The following is a 23,737-nucleotide window of genomic DNA, read 5'->3' as shown; positions in this document are numbered from 1 at the left end:
CTAGTCAATCACTACTTGTGCCTGATCCTCGGCTCTCGCTTGCACCGTGCCTAATTGATAGACCGTTTCGCCCGCTTGCTTAAAGCTATCTGTAATAGCCTGGGCTTGTTCAGCCGCCACTATCACGACCATACCAATACCGCAGTTAAAGACGCGATACATTTCTGTGTCAGCGACTTGACCCTGTTCTTGTAGCCACTTAAAGATCGCTGGCATAGACCAACTGTGTCGTTCGATATGTACGGCCAATTCTGGACTCAAAATACGGGGAATATTTTCAGAGAGGCCACCACCTGTAATATGAGCCAAACCTTTGATGTGTTCACCATGTTGTTGTAAGGCCGCCAAGACGGATGACACATAAATACGCGTCGGTGCCATGATATGCTCGCGTAAGGTTTTATCGTCCAAGCGATCACTCGCTTGGGCTTGGCTACGCTCAATAATCTTGCGAATCAAGGAGTAACCATTAGAATGAGGGCCACTAGAAGCCAAGCCTAGGACCACGTCGCCAGCTTGAATTTGCGCACCACTCAGAATACGGGATTTTTCGACGGCGCCCACAGCAAAACCCGCTAAGTCATATTCGCCCTCAGGATACATGCCAGGCATCTCGGCCGTCTCGCCACCAATTAAGGCACACGCCGCCAACTCACACCCTTTAGCAATCCCTGCAACGACACGACTGGCAGTGTCGACAGATAACTTGCCACAAGCGAAATAATCCAAGAAAAACAAAGGTTCGGCACCTTGGACTAAAATGTCATTCACACTCATGGCGACCAGGTCAATACCGACGGTATCATGGCAATCCCACTCGAAGGCAAGACGCAATTTGGTGCCCACACCATCGGTACCAGAAACCAAGACAGGCTCTTGATAACGCTTTGGTACTTCAAATAAGGCACCAAAACCACCGAGTCCACTAATGACGCCCTCACGCATGGTTTTTTTGGCAAGCGGTTTGATACGCTCTACAAGGGCATCGCCAGCATCAATATCGACACCAGCATCACGATAGCTTAAGGAATCGTTGTGTGTGTTTGTCATGAGATTTAAAACCTAAATATGTCACAATAAAAGCGAAGAAAATTTAGTGTATTTTACGCTAAAATACGGTTTTAGCTGCGTAAAGCAGCCCCTACTATCCTTTTTTGGTGTCAATGAGTCAACAACCTGCCTTAAATATTGTGTTACCCCAAGATTTGAGCCTCTATAATTTTATTCCAGGCCCAAATCTCGAGGTATACAATCAGCTTTTTAAGCTGCAAGCTGGTCATTTGTTGTACTTATTTGGCTCGTCCCATTGTGGCAAAACCCACTTACTCAAGGCACTGCAGCATCACTACGGTGGTTTGTATTTTGATGCCCAAAATTGGCCCGAAGAGCTTAGCGATTTTGCCCCCCTACAGGCCGAGCCCTTGCTAGCTATCGATGACATCGAGCAATTCAATGACGCCCAACAAAGCTTGCTTTTTGATTTGCTCAACCTCTGGAAACGCCAACAAGGCAGTACCGATGCTTTTATCCTGGTATTAGCAGGTGCACACTCCCCGCTTCATATGCAAATTCGTGAGGACTTACGCAATCGCCTAGGATGGGATTTAGCCTATCGCCTACATCCGCTTGCGACGGATGATATGCTGACGGCGATTCAGCAACGAGCTTTCGATTTAGGCATGAAAATTTCCGATAGCGCTTGCCGTTGGTTACTCAACCACACAGAACGCAGTATTCCTACGATTTACGCCTGGTTGCGTGCGCTCGATAATTATTCCATAGCGCAACGACGCCAAATCACCGTTCCTTTAATCAAAAGCTATATGGCACAGCATCAAGACGCTGTGCCGCTTAGCGAAGGTAATGATCAATGACGACTTCACAAGCTTTAGCCTTATTCGATTTAGACCATACGTTATTACCCCTTGATAGCGATCACGAATGGGTGGTTTGGCTGGCCAAAAATAACTATGTGGGCAACTTGCCAGAAGTAGAAAAACGTAATCAAGAATTGACCGAGCTCTATCATGCGGGTCAACTAAAGATCGAAGACTCTATGGCCTTTATGCTGAGTTTCCTCAAAAATCTGGATCCGTTTGAACTCGCCAGAATCCACGAAATCTATATGCAAGAAGTAATTCGCCCGCATATCCATCAAGTCGCTATTGATTTAGTCGATCAACACTTACAAAACGGCGACTTGTGCTGCTTGGTCTCTGCCACTAATAGTTTTGTGATTGCCCCCATTGCACGCGCCTTTGGCTTTGAGCATGTGATCGGCACCACCCCCGAATACCTCAATGGTCGCTATACCGGTAAATTCGTGGGCACAGCCAGCTACCAAGCGGGCAAAATTACGCGCGTCGAAGAATGGCTTAAGGCCTTAGGGCATGGACCCTTATCTTCGTTCGACACTAGTTATTTTTATAGTGACTCTATTAATGACTTACCATTACTAAAACAAGTTAGCCACCCCGTCGCTGTGAATCCGCAAGATGAGCTACGCACTATTGCTCAGCAAAATCATTGGGACATACTCGACTTGTTTCAAAAAGTCTAAGTCCTAGGAAGTTTGAAATGAATGCAATCAAAGGCTTTGTGAAGCGCTTTTTTAATAAATCAGCCGCCATCCACACGGGCAAGCTGACGATTTACGAAAAAGATTCACACAAAATCAATCGTCGTTTGGTCTCTCGCAATGCCATAAAAGTTTGCGACGTCTTACAAAAAAATCATTTTCAAGCCTATATTGTCGGGGGTGCGGTCCGAGACCTAATTCTTGGCCTACAGCCCAAAGATTTTGATGTGGCCACCAATGCCACGCCTGAAGAAGTTAAACGACTATTGCGTCGTGCTCGTATTATTGGGAAGCGGTTTAAATTAGTGCATGTGCTTTTTGGTCGCGAAATCATCGAGACCTCTACCTTTAGGCGTCACTCCGAACAAAAAGTTCATAGCGATGAGTTCGGCCGCATTCTCAGTGACAACAATTACGGCACCATCATCGAGGACGCCGAGCGCCGCGATTTTACCCTCAATGCCCTGTATTATGATCCCACTAAGGAGCAAGTGCTCGACTACCATCAAGGCATCCCAGATTTAAGTCATCGCGTGATTCGTATGATTGGCGACCCTGAGTTGCGCTACCGTGAAGATCCCGTGCGTATTCTCAGAGCCGTGCGTTTTGCTGCTAAACTAAATGGCAAACTCGAAGCAGGCACCGCCGAAGCCATCCCGCGCATGACGCATTTGATCAGTCATGTGCCTGAGTCGCGTTTGTTTGATGAGACCTTTAAGTTACTGACCTGCGGTAATGCACTGGAATGCCTCCAAAACCTACGCGCATTCGGCGTACAACCTAGCATACTGCCTCTGCTCGACTTTGTTTTGCAAGAAGTCGAAGAGAGCGAGTTTTTGCAGCTCAGCATGGAGCGCACTGATCAACGCATACGCTCACGTCAATCAGTGAGTCCAAGTTTCTTGTATGCGGCTATTTTGTGGCCAAGAGTGCAACAACGTTGGCAAGCCTTACAAGCCGATGAACCCTATGTGCAGGCGTTAATCATGGCCGCCAACGATGTCTTAGATCAATACGCGGCCAAATTAATGCTTCAAAAACGCCATACGGCAGAAATGCGCGAAATATGGTTCTTCCAAGTACGCTTTGAAAAACTTAATCGCAAATCGATTTATAAATTGATCGAGCAACGGCGCTTTAGGGCGGCTGTGGACTTTTTGCAAATCCGCGCCGCGGCGCATGAATTCGATAGTGTGAAGGCGCAGTGGTGGATGGACCTAGCCGATGCCGAAAGCGAACAACGCGAGCTCATGATCAATGCCATCGCACCTGCCTCTTCAGGCCATAAGCACAAACGTAAGCGTCGCCATGGCCGCCGTCGCAGTCAACGTAAATCCGCCCTCAAAGCAACGAGCACTACTAGCCCTCAAAACAATGACTGAAGCCTATCTAAGCTTGGGCGCTAATCTGGGGGCTGCCGCCCAAACATTGCGCCAAGCCATCGACGCCATTGCCCAGGATCCTCAGATTCGCATTAAAGACGAATCCAGTTTGTATAGTTCAAGCCCGGTCGATTCTCATGGACCGGATTATGTGAATGCAGCCTTACGGATTGAGACCAGTTATCGCGCCAAAGACTTGTTGCATGCTATGCAAGCACTTGAAAATGCCTTTGGACGAGTGCGGCCCTACAAGAATGCGCCACGTACGCTTGATATCGATATTTTGCTTTTTGGGCAACTGCAAAGTCACGATCCTGAACTGATACTGCCGCACCCTCGCATGCATGAACGTGCTTTTGTACTCCAACCTTTGCAAGAAATCGAACCTCGGCTCGTTTTGGCTCAAGGTGATTTAACGAGCCTACTCAAGCAAGCGATAGCCGCGGGGCAGACCATTTACAAATTATCACCTGCCCCAAAAAAAAAGCAGTGTTTAGTCTGACTAAACACTGCTTTTACTCACCTTCTAGCGTACAGCGCTATTTGGTGATCTTATTTATCGAGTTTCACACCCTTAAACAACATCGAACTAAATGGGCTAATTTTGAAGCCTTCTAGCGCTTTTACCATTGGTTTACTAATGGTTGAGGTGGCAATCGGTGAAGCCGGCATCTGCTCATGATAGAGGACTTGAGCCTGCTCATAGAGTTTTGAGCGTGCTGCTTGATCGGTTTCTTTGCGGGCTTTGGTAATGAGTGGATCAAAATCTTTGTTGCAGTAGCGCGAGTAATTACCACCCCCCACAGAAGAGCACGTAAAGAGATTGCTGAACCAGTTGTCTGGGTCACCATTATCACCGGTCCACCCCATCATAAAGATATCGTGCTCGCCGGCTTGTGCACGTTTCACGTACTCACCCCATTCATAAGTTTGAATCTTGACTTTAACACCGATTTTGGCCCAGTCCGCTTGTACCATTTCGGCCATGAGGCGACCGTTAGGGTTATAAGGTCGTTGCACTGGCAAAGCCCATAGGGTGGTTTCGAAGCCATCTTTGAGACCGGCTTCGGCCAACAACTGTTTGGCTTTTTCGGGATCATAAGGGTTCGATTTTATGTCCTTATTAAAAGACCATTGGCTTGGTGGAATTGGATTAGGCGCAACTTCTGCTAGACCTTGATAGACCGATTTCACAATCTCTTCTTTGTTGATCGCCAAATCTAAAGCTTGACGCACTTTGACATTGTCAAACGGTTTTTTCTCGGTGTTGTAATACAAGAAAGCCACATTAAAGCCCGGTTCTTGCAGGACTTTAAGATTGTCTTTTTGTTTGAATTTTTCAACATCATTTGGCAACGGGTCGGTCGTGATATGGCACTCATTGGCTAAGAGCTTTTGGGTTCTGACCGCCGCGTCTGGTGTAATCGCAAAAATCAAACGTTTGACTTCGGGGAGATTGTCTTTGTCCCAATAATCGGGGTTAGCTTGATAACGAATTTGCGCATCTTTTTGGTAACGTTGAAACACAAATGGTCCCGTCCCGACAGGCTGTTGATTAATTTGGGCAGCCTGATTGGCTTTGAGTAACTGTTGCATATACTCAGCCGAATAAATCGAACCAATCGGCATGGCTAGGCTTTGGATTAAAGAAGCATTGGGTTCATTCAGTGTAAACTCGACCGTGTTATCGTCCACCTTCTTCACAGATTTAATAATCTTGTCGAGTTCCATATTGGTGTAATACGGAAATTGCACAGGGTAAGCCTTATTAAAGGCATTGTCCTTGTTTGCTAGACGATCAAAAGTGGCCACTACGTCATCAGCGTTAAAGTCACGACTTGGTGTGAAGTAACTCGTTTTGCCAAATTTAACGTTTTTGCGTAAATGGAAGGTATAGGTCAAACCATCATCACTAATCTCCCAACTTTCAGCCAAGGCGGGTTCTACTTCCGTACTGCCTTTTTTGAATTGCACTAAACCATTTTGTACTGTGTACGCTGCCGCATCAAAATCCGTGCCTGTGGTAAATTGGGCTTGATCAAAACCAGCGGGGCTGCCTTCGGAACAATAGACTAAGGTACCCTGCGCTTGAGCAGCTGCCAATACTGGCAAACTTAGACTTAGTCCCAAAGACAAGGCGAAAATTTTTGGTAAGATGCGATTTGACATGATTCCTCCGGAGTTATAAAAATCAATAAATTAAGCCACTCATAAAAACTGTTCTGAAAAGTGACACGCGACTTGTCGACCCGCTAATTCTCGCATTTTCGGTTCTTGTTCAGAGCACATGGGCTGCGCAAAAGGACAGCGCTTATGAAACGCACAACCACTTGGCACATTCAGTGGTGATGGCAATTCCCCTTTGATTTTTATGCGTTCGTATCGTGGCTCAGTAAACATGGTCGGTGTCGCCGACAAGAGAACTTTAGTATACGGGTGCAGCGGTTTTTCGTACAAATCCTTTTTGTTGGCCAATTCGACGGTTTTGCCCAAATACATCACCAACACTTCGTCTGCCATATGTTCAACTACCGCCAAATCATGGGAAATAAAGACGTAGGCATTTTGTTGATCGGCTTGTAACTTCATAAAAAGATTCAGCACTTGTGCCTGAATGGACACGTCTAGGGCGGAGGTCGGTTCGTCGGCAATCACTATATCCGGCTTAAGAATCATGGCACGTGCAATTGCAATACGCTGTCTTTGACCGCCCGAGAACATATGTGGATAGCGATTCGCATGCTGTGCTTTGAGCCCCACAATTTGCATCATTTCAAACACCATTTCACGGCGTTGCTGCGGGCTTAGCTCAGGTTTCATGAGTAAGGGCTCAAGCAGCTGATCCATGATTTTGCGACGCGGATTTAGGCTTGCGTAAGGGTTTTGAAACACCATTTGCACTTCTTTGCGAAGATTTTTGATGGTCTTGCTATTGCCTTCACTCACATCCTGACCACTAATCACTAATTTACCGTGGCTCGGTTTTTCTATCATGGCCAAGAGGCGCGCTAAGGTGGATTTACCACTACCCGACTCACCCACGATGGCCAGTGTTTGACCACGGCGTAGCTTAATAGAAACATCGGCTAAGGCTTTGACCGTGGCTTTTGGCTTAAAAGTACCGCGACTCACTTCATAGTGTCGCGCTAAATGTTCGGCTTCAAGCACATAATCGCTCTCGGCATCGGTGTTGGATTCGTCACGTGCGTCGGGCATTGATTGCAAAAGGCGTTGTGTATAACTGTGTTGGGGATGCAAAAACACATCAGGCAATGGCCCTGCTTCGACCAAATCCCCTAAATACATTACTGCCACTCGCTCAGCGATTTGGTTAACCACGGCTAAATCATGGGTAATCATGATTAAGGCCATGCCTTGTTCTTTTTGGAGACGCAATAACAAATCGATAATTTGGGCCTGAATGGTCACATCTAAGGCCGTGGTCGGTTCATCAGCAATCAGTAATTTAGGCTCGCAAGCCATCGCCATAGCGATCGAAACCCGCTGACACATACCCCCAGATAATTGGTGGGGATAAGCTTTGAGGCGAGCCGGAGCATCTGGGATGCCCACTAACTCCAATAATTCTAAACAACGAGCCCGTAGCGCCTTACCGCGCAAGCCCTTGTGTAGTTTGAGGACTTCGGCAATTTGATAACCCACGGTATAGCTTGGATTCAGCGAGGTCATCGGATCCTGAAAAATCATTGACAAATCCTTACCAATGATTTTGCGCCGATCTGCACTGGAGATATCCAACAACGATTGGCCATCGAACATCAAGCTATCTGCGCTGACTTCACCCTGCCCGGCTAATAGGCCCATGATGGCCATCATGGACACAGATTTACCCGATCCTGACTCGCCTACAATACCCAGTATCTCGCCATGATTCATGCTCAGGTTAAGGTTTTTGACGGCATGAAAAGGCTTATCTTTGGTACCAAAACGAACGTTTAGATTTTTGATTTCTAATAAACTCATGCCTTACTCCGCTCTTTTTAATTTCGGATCTAGGGCATCACGTAGACCGTCACCAATTAAATTAATTGCCAATACCGTCAACAGAATGGTCAAGCCAGGGAAGGTCACCACCCACCAAGCGCGATCAATATAGTCCCTGGCCGTAGCCAACATCGTGCCCCACTCCGGCGCAGGGGGTTGTACGCCTAAGCCCAAGAACCCCAAGGCCGCAATATCCAAAATGGCCGAAGAAAACCCTAAGGTGGCTTGCACAATAATAGGCGCCATACAATTCGGTAGCACCGCTACAAACATAAGGCGTAGCGTATTGGCGCCCGCGAGTTTGGAGGCCGTGACATATTCTTTTTCAAGTTCTGTCATCACAGAGGCTCGTACTAATCGTATATACGCTGGCAAGCCCACAATCGCGATAGCAATCATGGCATTCACAATCCCAGGGCCCATAATGGCCATAATGGCAATGGCTAACAAGACAGCAGGTAAGGCCAGCATAATATCCGTGCCTCGCATAATAACGCGCCCCGCCCCATTAGGATAAAAACCGGCAATCAGGCCTAAGCAGACGCCCGGTATAATCGTAATTAAGACGGCAAAAAAACCGATTAGTAAGGACAAGCGGCTGCCATGAATGAGACGTGACAAAATATCACGGCCAGCTTCGTCGGTACCGAGAATAAAGTCCCAGCTGCCGCCCTCGGACCAAGCGGGTACCTGCAACATATGTTCGCGGAATTGCTCAATCGGGCTATAAGGCGCAATCCATGGCGCTAAACAGGCCAGCAAGACCATCAGGCACAAAAAGATTAAGCCAAACAAAGCCCCGCGATTGGCGGCAAAGGCTTTAAAAAAATCACGGCGCGGCCGGCTCTCTGGAATCAACATAGCATCACTAGCAGCATAGAGCTCGGTACTCACTGTTGCTGGTGTTTCTGCTTTTATTTCTTGATTTACTAACTTCATACACTTACCTTGAATGACGCACCCGTGGGTTAATCAATCCATATAAGAGATCAACACATAAATTCACAATAATGACGAGAAGAGCCACCAGTAGTAAGCCATTTTGTACCACCGGATAATCACGTCTAAAGATAGAATCGACCAGCCATTTACCCACACCTGGCCAAGAGAAAATAGTTTCGGTGAGGACCGCTCCACCCATTAAGGAACTGATTTGTAAACCGATCACCGTGATCACGGCAATCATGGCATTACGCAGAATATGCACAAAAATCACGCGCCAAGGCGCCAAGCCCTTGGCTCTGGCCGTGCGCACATAGTCTTCACCCATGACCTCTAACATGGAAGAACGTGTCATACGAGCAATTACGGCCAATGGAATGGTGCCCAAGACAATAGCTGGCAAAATTAAGTGCTTACAGGCGTCGAGGAAAGCGCCGCCATTAAACTCTGGATCTTGCTGTTGCGCGAGCCAACTATCAATCAGCATAAAACCTGTGTGCGGTTCGATATCGTAGAGCAAACTAATGCGCCCCGAGACCGGGGTCCAGCCGAGATAGACGGAGAACAACATAATGAGCATGAGCCCCCACCAGAAAATTGGCATGGAATAGCCCACCAGTGATAGCCCCATGACACCGTGATCCAAAAAACTACCACGTTTGACGGCGGCCAAGACACCTAACAAAATACCAAACACCACACCAAAGATCAGCGCGAAAATGGCTAATTCTAGGGTAGCTGGAAATAAGGAGAGGAATTCATCCACCACGGGACGTTGCGTGACAAACGATTTACCAAAATCCCCGTGTAAAAGGGATTTTAGGTATTCCCAATATTGAATATAAAGAGGTTGATCGAGCCCTAAACGCTCCATCATTGCCTGTCGTACCTGGGGATCGACACTGCGTTCACCCAGCATAATTTGCACCGGATCTCCCGGTATCATATGAATTAATAAAAAGGTTAAAAGGGTAATACCTATTATCGTAGGGATTAAAAGTAACACCCTTTTTAGGAAAAAAAACAACATATCAATACTCAAAAAATTAGCAAATAGTACCCCTATAGGCACTATTTGCTAAGACTGTACTACTGGCTAATGGTGACGCCCTCAAATTGCATCGAACCCAATGGGCTGATTTTAAAGCCTTGGACTTTTTTGGACATAGGGATATGAACCACAGAAGACGCGATGGGTGAAGCTGGCATTTGCTCGTGATAAATCACCTGAGCTTGCTCATAAAGTTTGACACGCGTATCCTTGTCGGTTTCTACACGTGCTTGATCAACCACTTTTTGGAAAGGCTGATAACAAAAACGCGCTAAATTAGAACCCCCAATGGCGCTGCAGCCGTATAAATTGCCAAACCAGTTATCGGGGTCACCGTTATCGCCACTCCAACCAGACATGACAATTTCGTGCTCACCTGCTTGGGCGCGTTTGAGATACTCCCCCCATTCAAAGGTCTTGATACTGACGTTGACACCAATTTTTTTCCAGTCAGATTGCAGCATTTCTGCCATGAGACGACCATTGGGATTGTAGGGACGCTGCACCGGCAAGGCCCAAATAGTCGCCGTAAAACCATCGGCAAGCCCAGCTTCTTTGAGTAGTTGTTTGGCTCTTTCGGGGTCGTAAGGATGCAATTGCACGTTCTTATTAAAGGACCACTGCGTTTCTGGAATAGGATTGGCTGATAATTTACCCGTGCCCTTATAGACGGCATCTAGGATTTGTTGACGATTAATGGCCATATCAAGAGCCAGTCTGACCTTGGCATTATCAAATGGTTTTTTCTCGGTATTGTAGTAAATCGACCCCATATTTAAGCTTTGTAGGCTCTCTACCTTAAGGTCTGGATTTTGTTTGAGACCCTCTAGATCAATGGCCGATGGATAGGCCATAATTTGGCATTCGCCAGTTTTGAGTTTTTGGGCCCGTACCGATGGATCGGTGGTAATCGCAAAAATCAGATTCTGCACACCCGCTTGGTTGTTTTTGTCCCAATAGTCTGGATTGGCTTTATAGCGGATTTGCGAATCCTTTTGGTAACGTTGGAAGATAAACGGACCCGTGCCGATAGGCACTTGATTGATTTGTGAGGCTTTGCCTTGATCCAGTAGTTGTTGCAGATATTCCGCAGAGTAAATCACAGCAAAAGGCATAGCCAAGGTCTGTAACAGCGGCGCGTTGGGTTCGTTTAGTTGGATTTTGACAGTATAGTCGTCGACCTTTTCGACCGTTTTGATGGCTTTATCGAGACCCATATCGGTGTAGTAAGGGAAAGCCACCGGATAGGCCTTATTGAAGGCATTATTAGGGTTGGCTAAACGATCAAAACTGGCGACCACATCGTCGGCATTAAAGTCACGGCTCGGTTTAAACTCGCGATTGGCGCCAAACTTCACCCCTTTTCGCAAATGGAAGGTGTAGGTCAGATGATCGTCACTAATCTCCCAAGACTCCGCTAACGCGGGTTCAACCTCTGTGGTACCACGCTTAAACTGCACTAGCGGATTCATTACGACACGCGCAGACACATCGAAATCCGTACCGGCTGTATATTGAGTAGCGTCAAAACCGGCGGGACTGCCTTCGGAACAATAAACCAAGGTGCCTGACGGGGCGGCTTGTGCTGAAAGACTCAGTGCAGCCATAACTGCAGCACTTAACAGTGTTAAAGATGACTTCTTCATCTCTCCCTCCTCCTTGTAAAATAGATTCAATCTATAGCGTTTATTTACAAAAAACAATTAGTAAATACGCTTTTTTTTGATTTTTTTTGTTTTTTGTTGGTTTGCCCTCGATTTATTCGAGCCAAACACCCGCAAAATGCATGACATTAAAGGGACTGATCTCAAAGCCATGGACAGTTTTGCGCATAGGGATATTGACTCTTGAAGTGCCTAACGGTGTAGCGGGAATTTCACGATGCCAAATCACCTGAGCCTGTTCATAGAGTTGCGTTCTCTCTGCTTTGTTAGTGCTGCGACGGGCGCGATCAATGAGTCTTTGGAACTCTGGATGACAAAAGCGTGTGTAGCTTTTGCGATTAACGCTGGGACAACTAAACAGATTCCCTAACCAATTATCAGGATCACCATTATCGCCGATCCATTCGAGCATCACGGCATCATGCTCTCCGGCTTGCGCACGCTTAACGTATTCACCCCATTCATAGGACTGAATCCGCGCTCGTACCCCGATCTTGGCCCAATCTGCTTGGATAATTTCAGTGATTAAGCGACCATTAAAAAATGATTTGGACTTCGGTAAGGACCACAGTGTCATCTCAAACCCTTGGGCATACCCCGCGTCTTTGAGCAATTGTCTGGCTTGTTCTGGATCATAGGGATAATTGCGGATATTTTTATTAAAAGACCATTGGGTCGATGGCATAGGGTTGGCCACCAATTCTGCAAAACCCATGTACACCGACTTTAGAATCCGTTCTCTGTCAATGGCCATATCAAGAGCACGGCGCACTCGGGCGTCATTTAATGGCGGATGTTGATTGTTGTAATAGATAAAACCGACATTAAACCCCAGGGCCGATTTAACTTTGATCGTCGGGTGGTCTTGTAGTTTTTTGACATCACTGGGTATGGGGCGACTAATGACTTGGCACTCATTGGCTCGTAGCATTTGTAAACGCACCGAAGCATCAGGAATAAATGCCATCACCAAAGTGTTGACTTTGGGCATATTATTGCGGTCCCAATACGCCTCGTGAGCACGTAGGCGCAACTGTGAATCCTTGACATAGCGCTGCCACTTAAAAGGCCCCGTGCCTATGGGTTGCTGGTTGATTTGACTACTTTGCTGGTGCTGCAACAAGTACTGCATATACTCAGCGGAATAAATATAAGCAATACTCATGGCCAGTGTTTGCAAAAAAGCCGCATAGTTGTAATTCAAATCAAACCTAACCGTGTAATCGTCGAGTTTAACGACTTGTTTAATCAAGGTATTCAAACCCATCGTCGCGTAATACGGAAATTGAGCGGGATAAGCTTGATTAAAAGCGTCAGTGGTATGACTGAGTCGTTCAAAGGTCGCCACGACATCATCGGCATTAAACGCTCGTGTCGGTGTGAAATAGCTGGTGTCATGGAATTTCACATCGTGCCGCAAATAAAAAGTGTAGTGGCGGCCATCCTCACTAACTTGCCAACGCTCCGCGAGCGCCGGTTCAACTTGGGTACTGCCTTTTTTAAATTGCACTAAACCATTAAAAATCTGCGCGGCCACGTCGGCATCGGGAATCGTCGTCAGTTGCGCGATATCAAACCCCTGGGGACTATTGTCGGTACAGTAGACTAACGTCTGGCTTGGCTTAGCGTGCGCCAAGGGTGCCAATGCCAGTAGTAGGCTGCCCAGCAGCATTGACCACCGCCTATACTTAAGCTTAAGGCCTGCGCGGGGCTGGGTGTGTAGTGAATGGCTTTGTGGTTTGCAAATGCCAGCTTGGCAAGAAAATTTACTAAAAAATTTAGAGACTAATCGGTACTTCATTCTAAGGGGTTTACTGCAGGTCGACGCTGAGCCTAGGGCTGTTAGGCTATGCAAAAAGTTACAAAAGTCATTTAAAATAAAACATCTCCGAAATTTTATACCTAGTCAGCATGTAATCACCTAAAATTATTGCTTACTCTGACGACAAAATCGATTAATCATTATGCTTACTTTCCAGCAAATCATTTTTAAACTCCAGGAATACTGGGCCAATCAGGGTTGTTCAGTATTGCAACCCTACGATATGGAAGTCGGTGCCGGCACCTCTCATACCGCTACATTTTTGCGCGCGATCGGGCCTGAGCCTTGGCATGCCGCCTATGTACAACCATCACGCCGCCCTAACGACGGTCGCTATGGCGAAAATCCGAATCGCCTCCAACATTATTATCAGTTCCAAGTAGTGCTCAAGCCGGCGCCCCCAGAAATTATCGATTTATACATCGGCTCTCTCAAAGCCTTAGGCATTGACCCCCAAGAGCACGATGTGCGCTTTGTCGAAGATGACTGGGAGAACCCAACACTAGGGGCTTGGGGCTTAGGTTGGGAAGTTTGGCTCAATGGCATGGAAGTGACGCAATTTACTTATTTCCAACAAGTCGGCGGTCTAGATTGTCCCATCACTACAGGCGAAATTACCTACGGTATCGAACGCCTCGCCATGTATCTGCAAAAGGTCGAAAGTGTTTATGATCTGGTGTGGTCTGTCAATCCTAACGGCGAAAAAGTCTATTACCGCGATGTCTTTCACCAAAATGAATACGAACAATCGGTATATAACTTCGAAGTGGCCGATGTGGATATGTTATTTCGGCAATTCAATGATTACGAACAAAATGCCAAACGCTTAGTAGAGATTCCCTTAGCCTTGCCGGCTTACGAATCGGTGCTCAAAGCCGCCCACTTATTTAATCTCTTAGATGCGCGGGGCGCCATCAGTGTCACTGAGAGAGCCACCTATATCGGTCGAATCCGTAATCTATCCAGAGCCGTCGCCCAATGTTATTACGATTCTCGAGAAAAATTAGGTTTCCCATTGATTCGGAAACAAGATAAGGCAGCATAAGATGACCACAAATCCTTTACTTATAGAGTTAGTCACCGAAGAACTTCCCCCAAAAGCCTTGCGCAAACTCGGTCAGAGTTTTGCCACTAGTATTATCCAAGGTTTACAACAATTGCACCTAGTGGCTGAGGACAGTCAGCCCCAATACTTTGCCACACCCCGCCGTTTGGCCGTGCATATTCCTGATGTCCTCGAGCAAGCGCCAGAGCAATCCTTCACTGAAAAACTCATGCCCAAAAAAGTCGCCTTGACGGCTGAGGGCGAAGCGAGTCCTGCCCTTCTCAAAAAACTGGCCGCCAAAAATCTCTCACACCTCAACCTCGCTAATTTAGAGACCGAAAACGATGGTAAGCAAGACTTCTTAATTGCCAAAGGTAAGGCTCCCGGAGCACAACTTGCCGCTCAGATCGAAGCCCTTATTAATAAGGCGATTGAGCAATTACCCATTCCTAAAATGATGCGTTACCAATTAGCGGACGGTCATACCACCGTAAAATTTGTACGCCCTGCACATAGTTTGATTGTGCTGCATGGTGCAGAGGTACTACCGGCCAATATTCTGGGAATTGACGCTGATAACCTCAGTTTTAGTCATCGTTTTTTGGGCAAAGTTCGCCCCAAAATCAAACACGCCGATGCCTATGCCGAAACCCTTTTGCAAGAAGGCAAAGTCATTGCCTCTTATGATGAGCGTAAGCAACGCATCCGAGAGCAATTATTGGCAGCCGCCCAAGAGTACGATGCCAGTATCCAAGACCAAGACCCAGAAGTCCAAGATCTACTCGAAGAAGTCACTTCTTTGGTCGAATATCCTTGCGTCTATGTCGGTCAATTCGAAGAAAAATTCCTGCAAGTACCACAAGAGTGTTTGATTTTGACCATGCGTCTTAATCAAAAGTACTTCCCATTATTCAATCGCGAGAATGGCAAGCTACTCAATAAGTTCCTTATTGTGTCCAATATGGAAGTGGCCGACCCAAGTAATATTATTGAAGGCAACGAGCGCGTGGTGCGACCACGATTGGCAGACGCCGAATTTTTCTTTACTACCGATCTCAAAGAAAGTCTAGAACACCGCATGCAAAAACTAAGCAAAGTGGTGTACCAAAACCAATTAGGTTCGCAATTAGAACGCACGGCTAGGGTCCAAAAAATCGCCGTCTATATTGCCCAACAAATAGGTGCCAAGCAAGACGAGGTAGCGCGTGCCGCCGCGATTGCTAAAAATGACTTAAGCTCCAGCATGGTAGGTGAATTTCCTGAGCTTCAAGGGATTATGGCAGCCTATTACGCCAAAGCCCAGCAAGAACCTGAGGGGGTTATCCAAGCCTTGGCACAACAATACGCTACGCGTTTTGTGACCGATATCCAGAGCACCGATGATTTAACAGCTATTGCCTTGTATATTGCTGAACGTACCGAAACGCTGATCGGCATTTGGGGCGTAGGCTTAATTCCAAGTGGTGAGCGCGATCCTTATGCCTTACGACGTGCTGCCTTAGGTATTATTAGCGCCAGTGAAAAACTACAAGCCGCGCAACCATCACAGCTTGCTAAGCCTCTCGACATCCAAGCCCTACTCGATTTTGCGGCCACATGCTTTGGTGATTTAGTCGCCCCGCATACCGCTCAAGAGGTGTTTAACTTTATTTTAGAGCGCTATCGCAATCAGCTAAGCACTGATTATGACAAACGCACGATCGATGCGGTTCTGGCCAAACAACCACCTTTAGATCAAATTCCTAGTCGTCTAGCCGCGGTCTCTGAGTTTGCCAATCTACCGGCGGCGCAAAATCTAGCCGCCGCCAACAAGCGCATTAGTAATTTGCTCAAAAAAGTCGACGATGCACTGCCTGCCGTCGATCCTGCACTATTGCAAGCGCCTGCTGAGCAAGCCCTCTACAAATTATTGCAAGAACAAGGTCCAAAAGCGGTAGCAGCCTTCGACGCCAAGGACTTTAGCGGTTCCTTACAAATCATGGCGCAATTTGCCGATGCCGTCGATACCTTCTTTGCCGATGTCATGGTGATGAGTGATGATGAGCGCCTCAAACATAACCGTCTTGCGCTCTTGCAAGCCTTGCATCACACCATGAATTTAGTGGCAGATATCAGCGGTTTAGTGGTTTAAGATGAAGTTAGTGGTTCTCGATCGCGATGGCGTGATCAACAAAGACAGTCCCGATTACATCAAGTCAGCCGATGAATGGCATGCACTAGCGGGTAGCCTTGAAGCCATTGCTCGTCTTAATGCTGCTGGCTATAAAGTTGCTGTCGCGACTAATCAGTCTGGGATTGGTCGTGGCTTGTTTTCTTTTAATGACTTACTCGCCATGCACACTAAGATGCAACAAGCCTTGAGTAGCTTAGGGGGCAGTATCGACGCTTTTTTTATCTGTCCCCATCATCCAGACGAAAGCTGTGACTGTCGTAAGCCAGCACCCGGTTTATTTAAAGAAATTCGCCAGCGTTATCACTTAAGCGATGAACAAGAGGTCGTTGCCGTTGGGGATTCGTTACGTGACCTACAAGCAGCTCAGGCGACGGGCTTTAGGCCAGTACTGGTGAAAACAGGCAATGGTATCAATACGCTCACTAAACTGAGCGCTGATAGCCAAATCCCGGTTTATAACGATTTAGCGGATTTTGTGAGTCACTTTCTACAACCTAAGACTTAAGCTCTATGAAGTTGATTGCGCTCTTACGTACTCTACTGTTTTATGTAATCCTGTCGTTTGTGCTGGTGGGCTACGGCTTACTAGTGTTATGCGCCAGTTTTATCTTGCCCTTTAAGAAATATTATTGGTTTGTCACACGCTGGCCAAAGATTGTGATGGCTTTGGCGCGATATACCATTGGCATTAAGTTCCAGGTGCGCGGTGCCGACAATATTTCTAAAGAACATCCTGTGATTTACTTAGTCAAGCACCAGTCAACTTACGAGACCTTTTTTCTGCCCTGGTATTCGCCTTTTCCTGTGGTCTTTGTCTACAAAAAAAGCCTCGAACGGATTCCGATTTTTGGCTGGTGTTTGGCAAGTCTGCACAATATTCCCATTAATCGCAGCAATAAACGCGAAGCGATGCAACAAGTGCTACGCACGGGCAGTCAGCGCATTGCAGAAGGTCGTAGTCCCGTCTTGTTTCCTGAGGGTACCCGCGTCCCTGTGGGCCAAAAAGGCCACTATAAAGCAGGCGGTGTGCGCTTAGCGATTCATAGCAAGACCCCTATCGTCCCTGTGGCTCATAATGCAGGGGTATTCTGGCCCAAGGGCTCGTTTATTAAGTATGCGGGGATAGTGACGTTTTCGTTTGGTCCAGAAATCCACGCGCAGGCGCGTGAAGCCAATACCGTGCTGGCTGAAGTCGAACAATGGATTGAACAAGAAACACAGGACTTGGTTCAGCAAGCTCAAAACGCATTGCATAAGAGGTAGTTCTTGACTTATACCAACCATGTTCCCCCTATTGCTGCAGTTTGGCAGGATGGCGGTCATTTTGCCTACTTAGGCCAAAAAATTCAATTGAAGATTCGACGTCAAGGTATTGGTCATGTCTATCAAGGTGATTTTAATGACCCTAGCCAGGACGATCGTTTGCTGCTCACCATACCCGACTCAGAATCGCTCAGTGCCAAGCTGATTTGCCAATACGTTGAAGAATGGTTACAAGGCCGAGCACTGGTGTTTTTTAGGCAACGCGCTAAATACTGGAGTCAATACAGCGGTCTAGCACCGTCCAAAATTGCCATAACCAAGGCCAGTCGGCGCTGGGGTAGTTGCGCGAGTAACAAAGTGATTCGCCTCAATTGGCAGCTCATGCGTCTTTCACCAGCACTGATTGATTATGTGATTGTGCATGAATTAGCACACCTTAAGCATATGAATCACAGTGACTTGTTCTGGGCTGAGGTCGCACGAATTATGCCAGATTACAACACCCCGCATCAGCTTCTCAAAACTGTGAATTTGAGTGCTTATATTTAATCTTTAAGGAGTTTATATGCAATTTTTACATACGATGATCAGAGTGGGAAACCTAGAGCGTTCGATTGAGTTTTACACCAAAGTCATGGGCATGAAGCTGCTTCGTACCTCATCTAACCCCGAGTACAAATACGATTTGGCATTTTTAGGCTATGCCCCTAATCCTGAGCAAGCCGAGCTCGAACTGACCTATAACTGGGGCCAAGAGAGTTATGACTTAGGCGATGCATATGGCCATATCGCCATTGGCGTGCCCGATGCTTATGCCGCCTGTGAACGCGTCAAAGCGGCGGGTGGCAATGTCACTCGTGAAGCCGGTCCCGTCAAGGGCGGCACCACGGTCATCGCTTTTGTGACAGATCCAGATGGCTATAAAATCGAATTAATAGAACGTAAAGATATGCAAGCCGAAGGCGCTGGCTTACGTTAAGTCAAGGCTAAGGGCGCGCATGCTGTGTGACATAGTCCGCTAATTTTATAAAATCTGCAACCGCTAGTTCTTCGGGCCTAGCGGTTTCTGCTATTTGCAGCGCGGCATAATCGATGTGCCAGTCGGCCAAGCTACGGCGTAACATCTTGCGACGTTGCGTAAAGGCCTGCGCTACAATTTTGTGAAAAAGCGCGGGATCTTTGGCTTGCGGGCGATCTGCGCCCAAGGGAAGCATGCGCACAATGGCTGAATCCACTTTAGGCGGCGGCTCAAAGCTCTCTGGTGGCACATCAAACAAAGACATCATGCGATAGCGTGCTTGCAACATCACAGAGAGCCGACTGTAATCCTTGCTACCAGGGGTCGCGACCATGCGATCGACCACTTCTTTTTGGAGCATAAAATGCTGATCTATGACCTGATCGGCCACCGTCATCAAATGGAATAATAAAGGACTAGAGATGTTGTAGGGCAGATTACCCACTATGCGCAGACGCGCACCGAGGCTCGCAAAATCAAAACGTAAGGCATCGGCCTGATGTACCGTCATTTGCTGCGCTGGGTATTTTTGTAAAAGTTGCGCACTCAGATCGCGATCGATTTCTACGACGTGTAAATGATCTAGCTGTTGGAGGAGTGGTTGGGTGAGCGCTGTCAATCCAGGGCCAATTTCAACCATATTGTCTTGGCGCTGCGGCGCGATGGCGCGCACAATCTGCTCGATAACCGTGTTATCGACCAAAAAGTGCTGACCAAAGCGTTTACGGGCTTGATGTTGCTTCACGACCTAAGACTATTTAACCGTTGGGCTATTGCGATTAAGCACCTGACCCGTGAGACGATTATCGATATAAGCCCGCGCTCGTAGTTGAGCCATCCAGTCGGCAATGACGGCATCGGCCCGTTGCGTATAAATGGCTTCTTTCGCTAGATTGCGACGAATATCTTCTTTTTTGTCTTCAGTGCGACGGTCTACGACTTCGATTAAGTGCCATCCAAAACGTGTTTTGACTGGTTGACTCAATTGGCCAAGCTCCAGTTGATTGACAGTCTGCTCAAACGCGGGATCTGCCGTACCGGGCGCCAACCAACCAATATCTCCCCCTAACGGCGCAGAGGTATCGTCAGAGAATCTCTCGGCCGCCTCATCGAAGCTCATACCGTTGTTAATACGGTTTTGAATCTCTTCGATTTTTTGGTGCGCTTGATCAAACGTGAAGACTGGCGTGCTTTTAACAAGAATATGTTTAACGTGAGCCTCAGTAACTTCGACAGGACCTTCTTGCCGCGCGGCGATCACTCGTGGGTCCTCAACCACTTGAGGTTTTGGCGGTGGTGCTTGCACCACCACTTCGCGACGGTTTTCTTTGATGAGACCACGGCGCTCAACGACTTTGAGGATGTGGAAACCATTCGGTGCCTTGAAGACACCAGACACATGACCGTCTTTGACGTTTTTGGTGACGGTGACAAAGAGTTTCGGCCAGTCTTCAAACATACGAATGCCTAAATCACCACCACTGCTGGCTTCAGGGGCATCTGAATATTGTCGAGCGATGGCTTCAAACGAAGAGCTACCGCGTAATTTGCGTAAGGCTTCATTCGCCTTTTTGCGGGCTTTTTCGGTGACGGCTTCGGAGGCATTATCAGGGACACGAATAAAAATGTGTTTGAAAGCGATGGCCTTAGGCTCAAAAGAGCGCTCAACCATAATGCGTTTTTCGGGTGGAGGCGCTTGGCCTTGGCGTACTTCGGGTTTGTAGTCAGGGCTTACACCCGTTGGATTTTGTTTAAGAAAGGCATCAACGTCCTGATCGGTAATACTAATACGATTTGATAAGACACGATTTTGCATCTCGTCGACTAGCATTTGGTTGCGCAGCTCATTGGTATAAGCATCCCAGTCGATATTGTGACGTTTGGCTTCTTGTTGAAATTGCTCAATACTGAGATTGTTACGGGCGGCGATGGTTTTGATGGCAGCTTTGAGGCGCTCGTCAGTGATCCCCATGCCAAAACGTCCAGCTTCATCTTCGATTAATTTTTGATCGATCATGTCTTGCAATACCTGCTGTGGATCACCGCCATTACCCTGCATCAGGCGATTCGCACCCAATCGGTTTTCAAGTTGACGTTGCGTGATCACCTCGGTATTGACAATGGCGGCCACGCCATCAGCAAACTGACCTGACTTAAATGCAGTATTTGGCGCTGCACTTTTTTTGGTAGTTTTGGCTTTTTTGCTGGTGTGGGCTTTTTTGGTGGGCTGCTTGGTATCAGCCATGGCCTGTACATGCAAACCTAGACCCGCAGCCAAGATCGGCAGTAGCAAAAGATGGGTAGCTTTCTTTTTGAATGTCGTCATATTATTCATACTTTTCAAACGTTGAGACAGGTATTGGTTTAGGGGTTGAATCCTCATATCCAGGGATATTTTTGCGAAGTTCTTCCATTGGGTTCGTACCAATATCCCCTAAACCACTCAACTGGACTTGGAAATAAATGGCAGAGTTGGATTTAGTTCGAGACACGACGTAGCGTTGCATCATAAGACGCGCCGCCCAACAACAATCGCCTCTATATTCTAAACCTAATAGGCTTTGGGTGTTGCGACGATCACGGATTGACCAATCAAGTCGCCCCACTGCACTGAGATTTTTGGTAAATGGCCACTGGAACGCACCGATAATATTTTCGCGACCTTCGAGTAAAGAGCGCGTTTGTGGGTGATGCTCTTCATCATAGGGATCCCGTTGGTAGCGATAGGCAATACTCACACTCGTGAGACGTTTGGGATTCCAACGCAAAGTCGCATAACTCTCTATAAAACGTTCTTTATAGGGATCGTACTGTACATTAGCCTGTGCCTTTAGGCTATTGGTGATACTCCCCCTCACACCCGCTAAGAATTCAGAACGGGATTTATCTTCTTCGCGCTCAAGATTGTCGATGGTGACGCGTTGCTTTTGCATATGAAAACGTTGTGCTACTTCGACGGCAAGACGCTCATAATTGGTGTCTTTGTCGAGCCAACGTGAGGTCAAACCAGCCGTAATCTGGTTGGCATTATTGATGCGATCCCAACCTGCATAGCGATTCTCTGCAAAAGCGGTGGCAAAATCCAGACTGGTGGTATTGGTATCATAAACCGGTAAATCTGACTGATCACGGTAAGGAATGTATAAGTAATACAATCGCGGTTCAAGAGTTTGGATGGCAGAATGACCAAATAATGTGGTATTGCGTTCAAACGTCAAGCCAGAATCCACCGATACAATCGGTAAGGTGCGACTGCGGTTTTGGATTTGAGAGCCATTTTGGGAGAAAAAACCCGCAAAGTTTTTGTAGCCATCAAACCAGTCCGTATGGTAATTGGAATAATGAATCCCGGCCTTAGGTTTGATGTACCAACCTGCCCGCTCAATTGGATAAGCGATGCTGGTATACGACATAAAGCGCGTACCGTTAGGGTTTAGGTGACCGTGTTGGTCATCTGCTTGTTGGCCGTAACTATCCCACCAGTAACCGTCGGGGATTTTTGGAAACACAAAATGTGTCAGTGTATTTTCGGTTTTGAGGTCAAAACCACCCCAGTCATACCGTTCTCCACGGATAAACAACTCAGGTTGTTTTTCGTATTTGCCATAGAGCAAGTCGCTATCTCGATCGCTCATCGCTTGGTATTTTTTGAGCATCAAATAACCACTCCAGTATTTGTAGCCCGAAAAATTCAAACTAATACGTTGCTCTAGATAGGATTTGTCAGCTTGACTAATGGAGAGTTGGCGCAGGTCACGATAATAATCGTCATCGGAGGCTTGTGACCAATTGACGTCTAAATCAAAGTGTAAACCCGCCACTTCGCCCAATTTGTGCTGATGTAACCAAGTCCACGTCCAGCGACGTTTACTTTGGTCCTCATAACGACCCTTAAATTCCTTGTCATTTGGCAAAAAAGAGCCTGACAGCACACCTGCAGAGTTTTTAGTGACATAACGGAACTCACCATCGGCACTAAAATTACGTTTCGTCATATAGCGCGGCGTGATGGTCATGTCGTAATTTGGTGCCAAATTAATAAAATATGGCAACATAAAGTCATACCCGCTCCTTGAGGTATAACCATAGGTTGGCAATAAGAAACCGGTTTTTTTCTCTTTTTTGATGGGGAACGTCAACCAGGGCGAGTACAAAACGGGTACACCCTTGATATACAAGGTGCCGTTATCGGCCATGCCTTCATTTTCGTCGTCATACACATCGATTTTGGAAGATTTAACGTACCAGACGGGATCAGCGCTACAATTACACCCTGTATAAAAGGTGTCGTACATGCGCATGTGGTTATTATCAAGAATATCGGCTTGGCGACCGTGCCCAGCGGCTCCGGTATTGAGACGATAAATAGGACTCTGGATGCTACCGCGTTCTTTGTCGACGTTGTAGGTCAGACTTGGGCCGGTCACAAGATTGCCTTTTTGGAATAATCGCGCATTGCCTGTTGACGTGACCTGCCCCGATTCCCGATCATAATCAATGCGATCGCCTTTGAGAATAGCATCCGTGCGCCTTACCTGAGCCTCTCCTTGCAAAATAATGGTATTGGTATCGTCAATGACATCGGCGGTTTTACTACTACTGAAGGTCGCAATTTGATCCTGGGGCTGACTGATATCTTGCAACAAATTGGATTCTGTCAACCGCGGTTGGGGATGAGTTTGTAACCCAAAATTGGTGACTTGCGCCAGCGAATTTGATGCGTAGGCTAACAATAAAAGACTACTAATCTTGCGCACATTGATTCCCTGAAAACTTTGGTGTACTTGCGTGCTA

The 23,737-nt window shown here is 47.1% G+C and carries 20 protein-coding genes; 10 read left to right on the top strand and 10 right to left on the bottom strand.

Annotated elements, in window-relative coordinates; all coding sequences use genetic code 11:
* Positions 1-1,050, bottom strand: a complete 1,050-nt coding sequence (purM, locus tag Q335_RS0101185) for a phosphoribosylformylglycinamidine cyclo-ligase (protein WP_028357060.1) — start codon at positions 1,048-1,050, stop codon at positions 1-3.
* Between the two features lie 113 nt (positions 1,051-1,163).
* Between purM and Q335_RS08855 the strand changes: the two genes are divergently transcribed.
* Genes Q335_RS08855 through folK form a run of 4 tightly spaced genes read left to right on the top strand, consistent with a single transcriptional unit; the run spans position 1,164 to position 4,462 of the window.
* Positions 1,164-1,874 carry an HdaA/DnaA family protein gene (locus tag Q335_RS08855; protein WP_051532202.1) on the top strand — a complete coding sequence of 237 codons (711 nt, stop codon included), beginning with the start codon at positions 1,164-1,166 and terminating at the stop codon, positions 1,872-1,874.
* On the top strand, positions 1,871-2,560 hold the full coding sequence (locus Q335_RS0101175) for an HAD family hydrolase (protein ID WP_028357059.1): 690 nt from the start codon (positions 1,871-1,873) through the stop codon (positions 2,558-2,560). Before Q335_RS08855 ends, Q335_RS0101175 begins: the two co-directional genes overlap by 4 nt.
* A gap of 17 nt (positions 2,561-2,577) precedes the next feature.
* The gene (gene pcnB, locus Q335_RS0101170; RefSeq protein WP_028357058.1) at positions 2,578-3,960 is read left to right on the top strand and encodes a polynucleotide adenylyltransferase PcnB; all 1,383 of its coding nucleotides are present in this window, start codon (positions 2,578-2,580) and stop codon (positions 3,958-3,960) included.
* A complete protein-coding gene (gene folK, locus Q335_RS08850) occupies positions 3,953-4,462 on the top strand; it encodes a 2-amino-4-hydroxy-6-hydroxymethyldihydropteridine diphosphokinase (RefSeq protein WP_051532201.1) in 510 nt (169 codons plus the stop codon). The genes pcnB and folK overlap by 8 nt, the downstream gene beginning before the upstream one ends.
* A gap of 50 nt (positions 4,463-4,512) precedes the next feature.
* Here folK and Q335_RS0101160 read toward each other — a convergent pair whose 3' ends face one another.
* The 6 genes from Q335_RS0101160 to Q335_RS0101135 all read right to left on the bottom strand — a co-directional run bounded on the left by Q335_RS0101160 (position 4,513) and on the right by Q335_RS0101135 (position 13,294).
* Positions 4,513-6,132, bottom strand: coding sequence for an ABC transporter substrate-binding protein (locus Q335_RS0101160; RefSeq protein ID WP_425393499.1), 1,620 nt, complete (start codon positions 6,130-6,132; stop codon positions 4,513-4,515).
* A 36-nt stretch (positions 6,133-6,168) separates the two neighbouring features.
* The gene (locus tag Q335_RS10395) at positions 6,169-7,944 is read right to left on the bottom strand and encodes an ABC transporter ATP-binding protein (protein ID WP_038369133.1); all 1,776 of its coding nucleotides are present in this window, start codon (positions 7,942-7,944) and stop codon (positions 6,169-6,171) included.
* Between the two features lie 3 nt (positions 7,945-7,947).
* Positions 7,948-8,826, bottom strand: a complete 879-nt coding sequence (locus Q335_RS0101150) for an ABC transporter permease subunit (RefSeq protein ID WP_051532216.1) — start codon at positions 8,824-8,826, stop codon at positions 7,948-7,950.
* A gap of 82 nt (positions 8,827-8,908) precedes the next feature.
* The gene (locus Q335_RS0101145) at positions 8,909-9,937 is read right to left on the bottom strand and encodes an ABC transporter permease (RefSeq protein ID WP_028357055.1); all 1,029 of its coding nucleotides are present in this window, start codon (positions 9,935-9,937) and stop codon (positions 8,909-8,911) included.
* Between the two features lie 59 nt (positions 9,938-9,996).
* Positions 9,997-11,604 carry an ABC transporter substrate-binding protein gene (locus tag Q335_RS0101140; RefSeq protein WP_028357054.1) on the bottom strand — a complete coding sequence of 536 codons (1,608 nt, stop codon included), beginning with the start codon at positions 11,602-11,604 and terminating at the stop codon, positions 9,997-9,999.
* Positions 11,605-11,716: 112 nt separating this feature from the next.
* Positions 11,717-13,294, bottom strand: a complete 1,578-nt coding sequence (locus Q335_RS0101135) for an ABC transporter substrate-binding protein (RefSeq protein ID WP_028357053.1) — start codon at positions 13,292-13,294, stop codon at positions 11,717-11,719.
* A 292-nt stretch (positions 13,295-13,586) separates the two neighbouring features.
* Between Q335_RS0101135 and glyQ the strand changes: the two genes are divergently transcribed.
* Genes glyQ through gloA form a run of 6 tightly spaced genes read left to right on the top strand, consistent with a single transcriptional unit; the run spans position 13,587 to position 18,904 of the window.
* A complete protein-coding gene (glyQ, locus tag Q335_RS0101125) occupies positions 13,587-14,489 on the top strand; it encodes a glycine--tRNA ligase subunit alpha (protein WP_028357051.1) in 903 nt (300 codons plus the stop codon).
* Between the two features lies 1 nt (position 14,490).
* Entirely contained in the window at positions 14,491-16,620 is a 2,130-nt protein-coding gene (gene glyS / locus Q335_RS0101120; RefSeq protein ID WP_028357050.1) for a glycine--tRNA ligase subunit beta, read from the top strand.
* Between the two features lies 1 nt (position 16,621).
* Positions 16,622-17,167 carry a D-glycero-beta-D-manno-heptose 1,7-bisphosphate 7-phosphatase gene (gene gmhB, locus Q335_RS0101115; protein WP_028357049.1) on the top strand — a complete coding sequence of 182 codons (546 nt, stop codon included), beginning with the start codon at positions 16,622-16,624 and terminating at the stop codon, positions 17,165-17,167.
* A 5-nt stretch (positions 17,168-17,172) separates the two neighbouring features.
* Positions 17,173-17,925 carry a lysophospholipid acyltransferase family protein gene (locus Q335_RS0101110; RefSeq protein WP_028357048.1) on the top strand — a complete coding sequence of 251 codons (753 nt, stop codon included), beginning with the start codon at positions 17,173-17,175 and terminating at the stop codon, positions 17,923-17,925.
* Positions 17,926-17,928: 3 nt separating this feature from the next.
* Entirely contained in the window at positions 17,929-18,474 is a 546-nt protein-coding gene (locus tag Q335_RS08840) for a M48 family metallopeptidase (protein WP_051532200.1), read from the top strand.
* A 16-nt stretch (positions 18,475-18,490) separates the two neighbouring features.
* Positions 18,491-18,904 carry a lactoylglutathione lyase gene (gene gloA / locus Q335_RS0101100; protein ID WP_028357047.1) on the top strand — a complete coding sequence of 138 codons (414 nt, stop codon included), beginning with the start codon at positions 18,491-18,493 and terminating at the stop codon, positions 18,902-18,904.
* Positions 18,905-18,911: 7 nt separating this feature from the next.
* Here gloA and rsmA read toward each other — a convergent pair whose 3' ends face one another.
* The 3 genes from rsmA to Q335_RS0101085 are packed head-to-tail and all read right to left on the bottom strand — an operon-like array spanning position 18,912 to position 23,589.
* The gene (gene rsmA, locus Q335_RS0101095; protein WP_028357046.1) at positions 18,912-19,688 is read right to left on the bottom strand and encodes a 16S rRNA (adenine(1518)-N(6)/adenine(1519)-N(6))-dimethyltransferase RsmA; all 777 of its coding nucleotides are present in this window, start codon (positions 19,686-19,688) and stop codon (positions 18,912-18,914) included.
* A gap of 9 nt (positions 19,689-19,697) precedes the next feature.
* Positions 19,698-21,269, bottom strand: a complete 1,572-nt coding sequence (locus Q335_RS08835) for a peptidylprolyl isomerase (protein WP_051532199.1) — start codon at positions 21,267-21,269, stop codon at positions 19,698-19,700.
* A 1-nt stretch (position 21,270) separates the two neighbouring features.
* On the bottom strand, positions 21,271-23,589 hold the full coding sequence (locus Q335_RS0101085) for an LPS-assembly protein LptD (RefSeq protein ID WP_211248234.1): 2,319 nt from the start codon (positions 23,587-23,589) through the stop codon (positions 21,271-21,273).
* Positions 23,590-23,737 lie beyond the last annotated feature (148 nt).

This window comes from Brackiella oedipodis DSM 13743 (genome assembly GCF_000621025.1).
Lineage (GTDB): Bacteria > Pseudomonadota > Gammaproteobacteria > Burkholderiales > Burkholderiaceae_B > Oligella > Oligella oedipodis.
The sequence above is the reverse complement of the archived record's forward strand: the minus strand, read 5'-3'. Positions and strand labels throughout refer to the sequence as shown.

What these genes read in the sequence shown, in the direction of transcription:
- purM (WP_028357060.1), bottom strand. Translation starts at nt 1,050, where the DNA reads ATGACAAACACACACAACGATTCCTTAAGCTATCGTGATGCTGGTGTC.
- Q335_RS08855 (WP_051532202.1), top strand. Translation starts at nt 1,164, where the DNA reads ATGAGTCAACAACCTGCCTTAAATATTGTGTTACCCCAAGATTTGAGC.
- Q335_RS0101175 (WP_028357059.1), top strand. Translation starts at nt 1,871, where the DNA reads ATGACGACTTCACAAGCTTTAGCCTTATTCGATTTAGACCATACGTTA.
- pcnB (WP_028357058.1), top strand. Translation starts at nt 2,578, where the DNA reads ATGAATGCAATCAAAGGCTTTGTGAAGCGCTTTTTTAATAAATCAGCC.
- folK (WP_051532201.1), top strand. Translation starts at nt 3,953, where the DNA reads ATGACTGAAGCCTATCTAAGCTTGGGCGCTAATCTGGGGGCTGCCGCC.
- Q335_RS10395 (WP_038369133.1), bottom strand. Translation starts at nt 7,944, where the DNA reads ATGAGTTTATTAGAAATCAAAAATCTAAACGTTCGTTTTGGTACCAAA.
- Q335_RS0101150 (WP_051532216.1), bottom strand. Translation starts at nt 8,826, where the DNA reads ATGTTGATTCCAGAGAGCCGGCCGCGCCGTGATTTTTTTAAAGCCTTT.
- Q335_RS0101145 (WP_028357055.1), bottom strand. Translation starts at nt 9,937, where the DNA reads ATGTTGTTTTTTTTCCTAAAAAGGGTGTTACTTTTAATCCCTACGATA.
- Q335_RS0101140 (WP_028357054.1), bottom strand. Translation starts at nt 11,604, where the DNA reads ATGAAGAAGTCATCTTTAACACTGTTAAGTGCTGCAGTTATGGCTGCA.
- Q335_RS0101135 (WP_028357053.1), bottom strand. Translation starts at nt 13,294, where the DNA reads ATGCTGCTGGGCAGCCTACTACTGGCATTGGCACCCTTGGCGCACGCT.
- glyQ (WP_028357051.1), top strand. Translation starts at nt 13,587, where the DNA reads ATGCTTACTTTCCAGCAAATCATTTTTAAACTCCAGGAATACTGGGCC.
- glyS (WP_028357050.1), top strand. Translation starts at nt 14,491, where the DNA reads ATGACCACAAATCCTTTACTTATAGAGTTAGTCACCGAAGAACTTCCC.
- gmhB (WP_028357049.1), top strand. Translation starts at nt 16,622, where the DNA reads ATGAAGTTAGTGGTTCTCGATCGCGATGGCGTGATCAACAAAGACAGT.
- Q335_RS0101110 (WP_028357048.1), top strand. Translation starts at nt 17,173, where the DNA reads ATGAAGTTGATTGCGCTCTTACGTACTCTACTGTTTTATGTAATCCTG.
- gloA (WP_028357047.1), top strand. Translation starts at nt 18,491, where the DNA reads ATGCAATTTTTACATACGATGATCAGAGTGGGAAACCTAGAGCGTTCG.
- Q335_RS08835 (WP_051532199.1), bottom strand. Translation starts at nt 21,269, where the DNA reads ATGACGACATTCAAAAAGAAAGCTACCCATCTTTTGCTACTGCCGATC.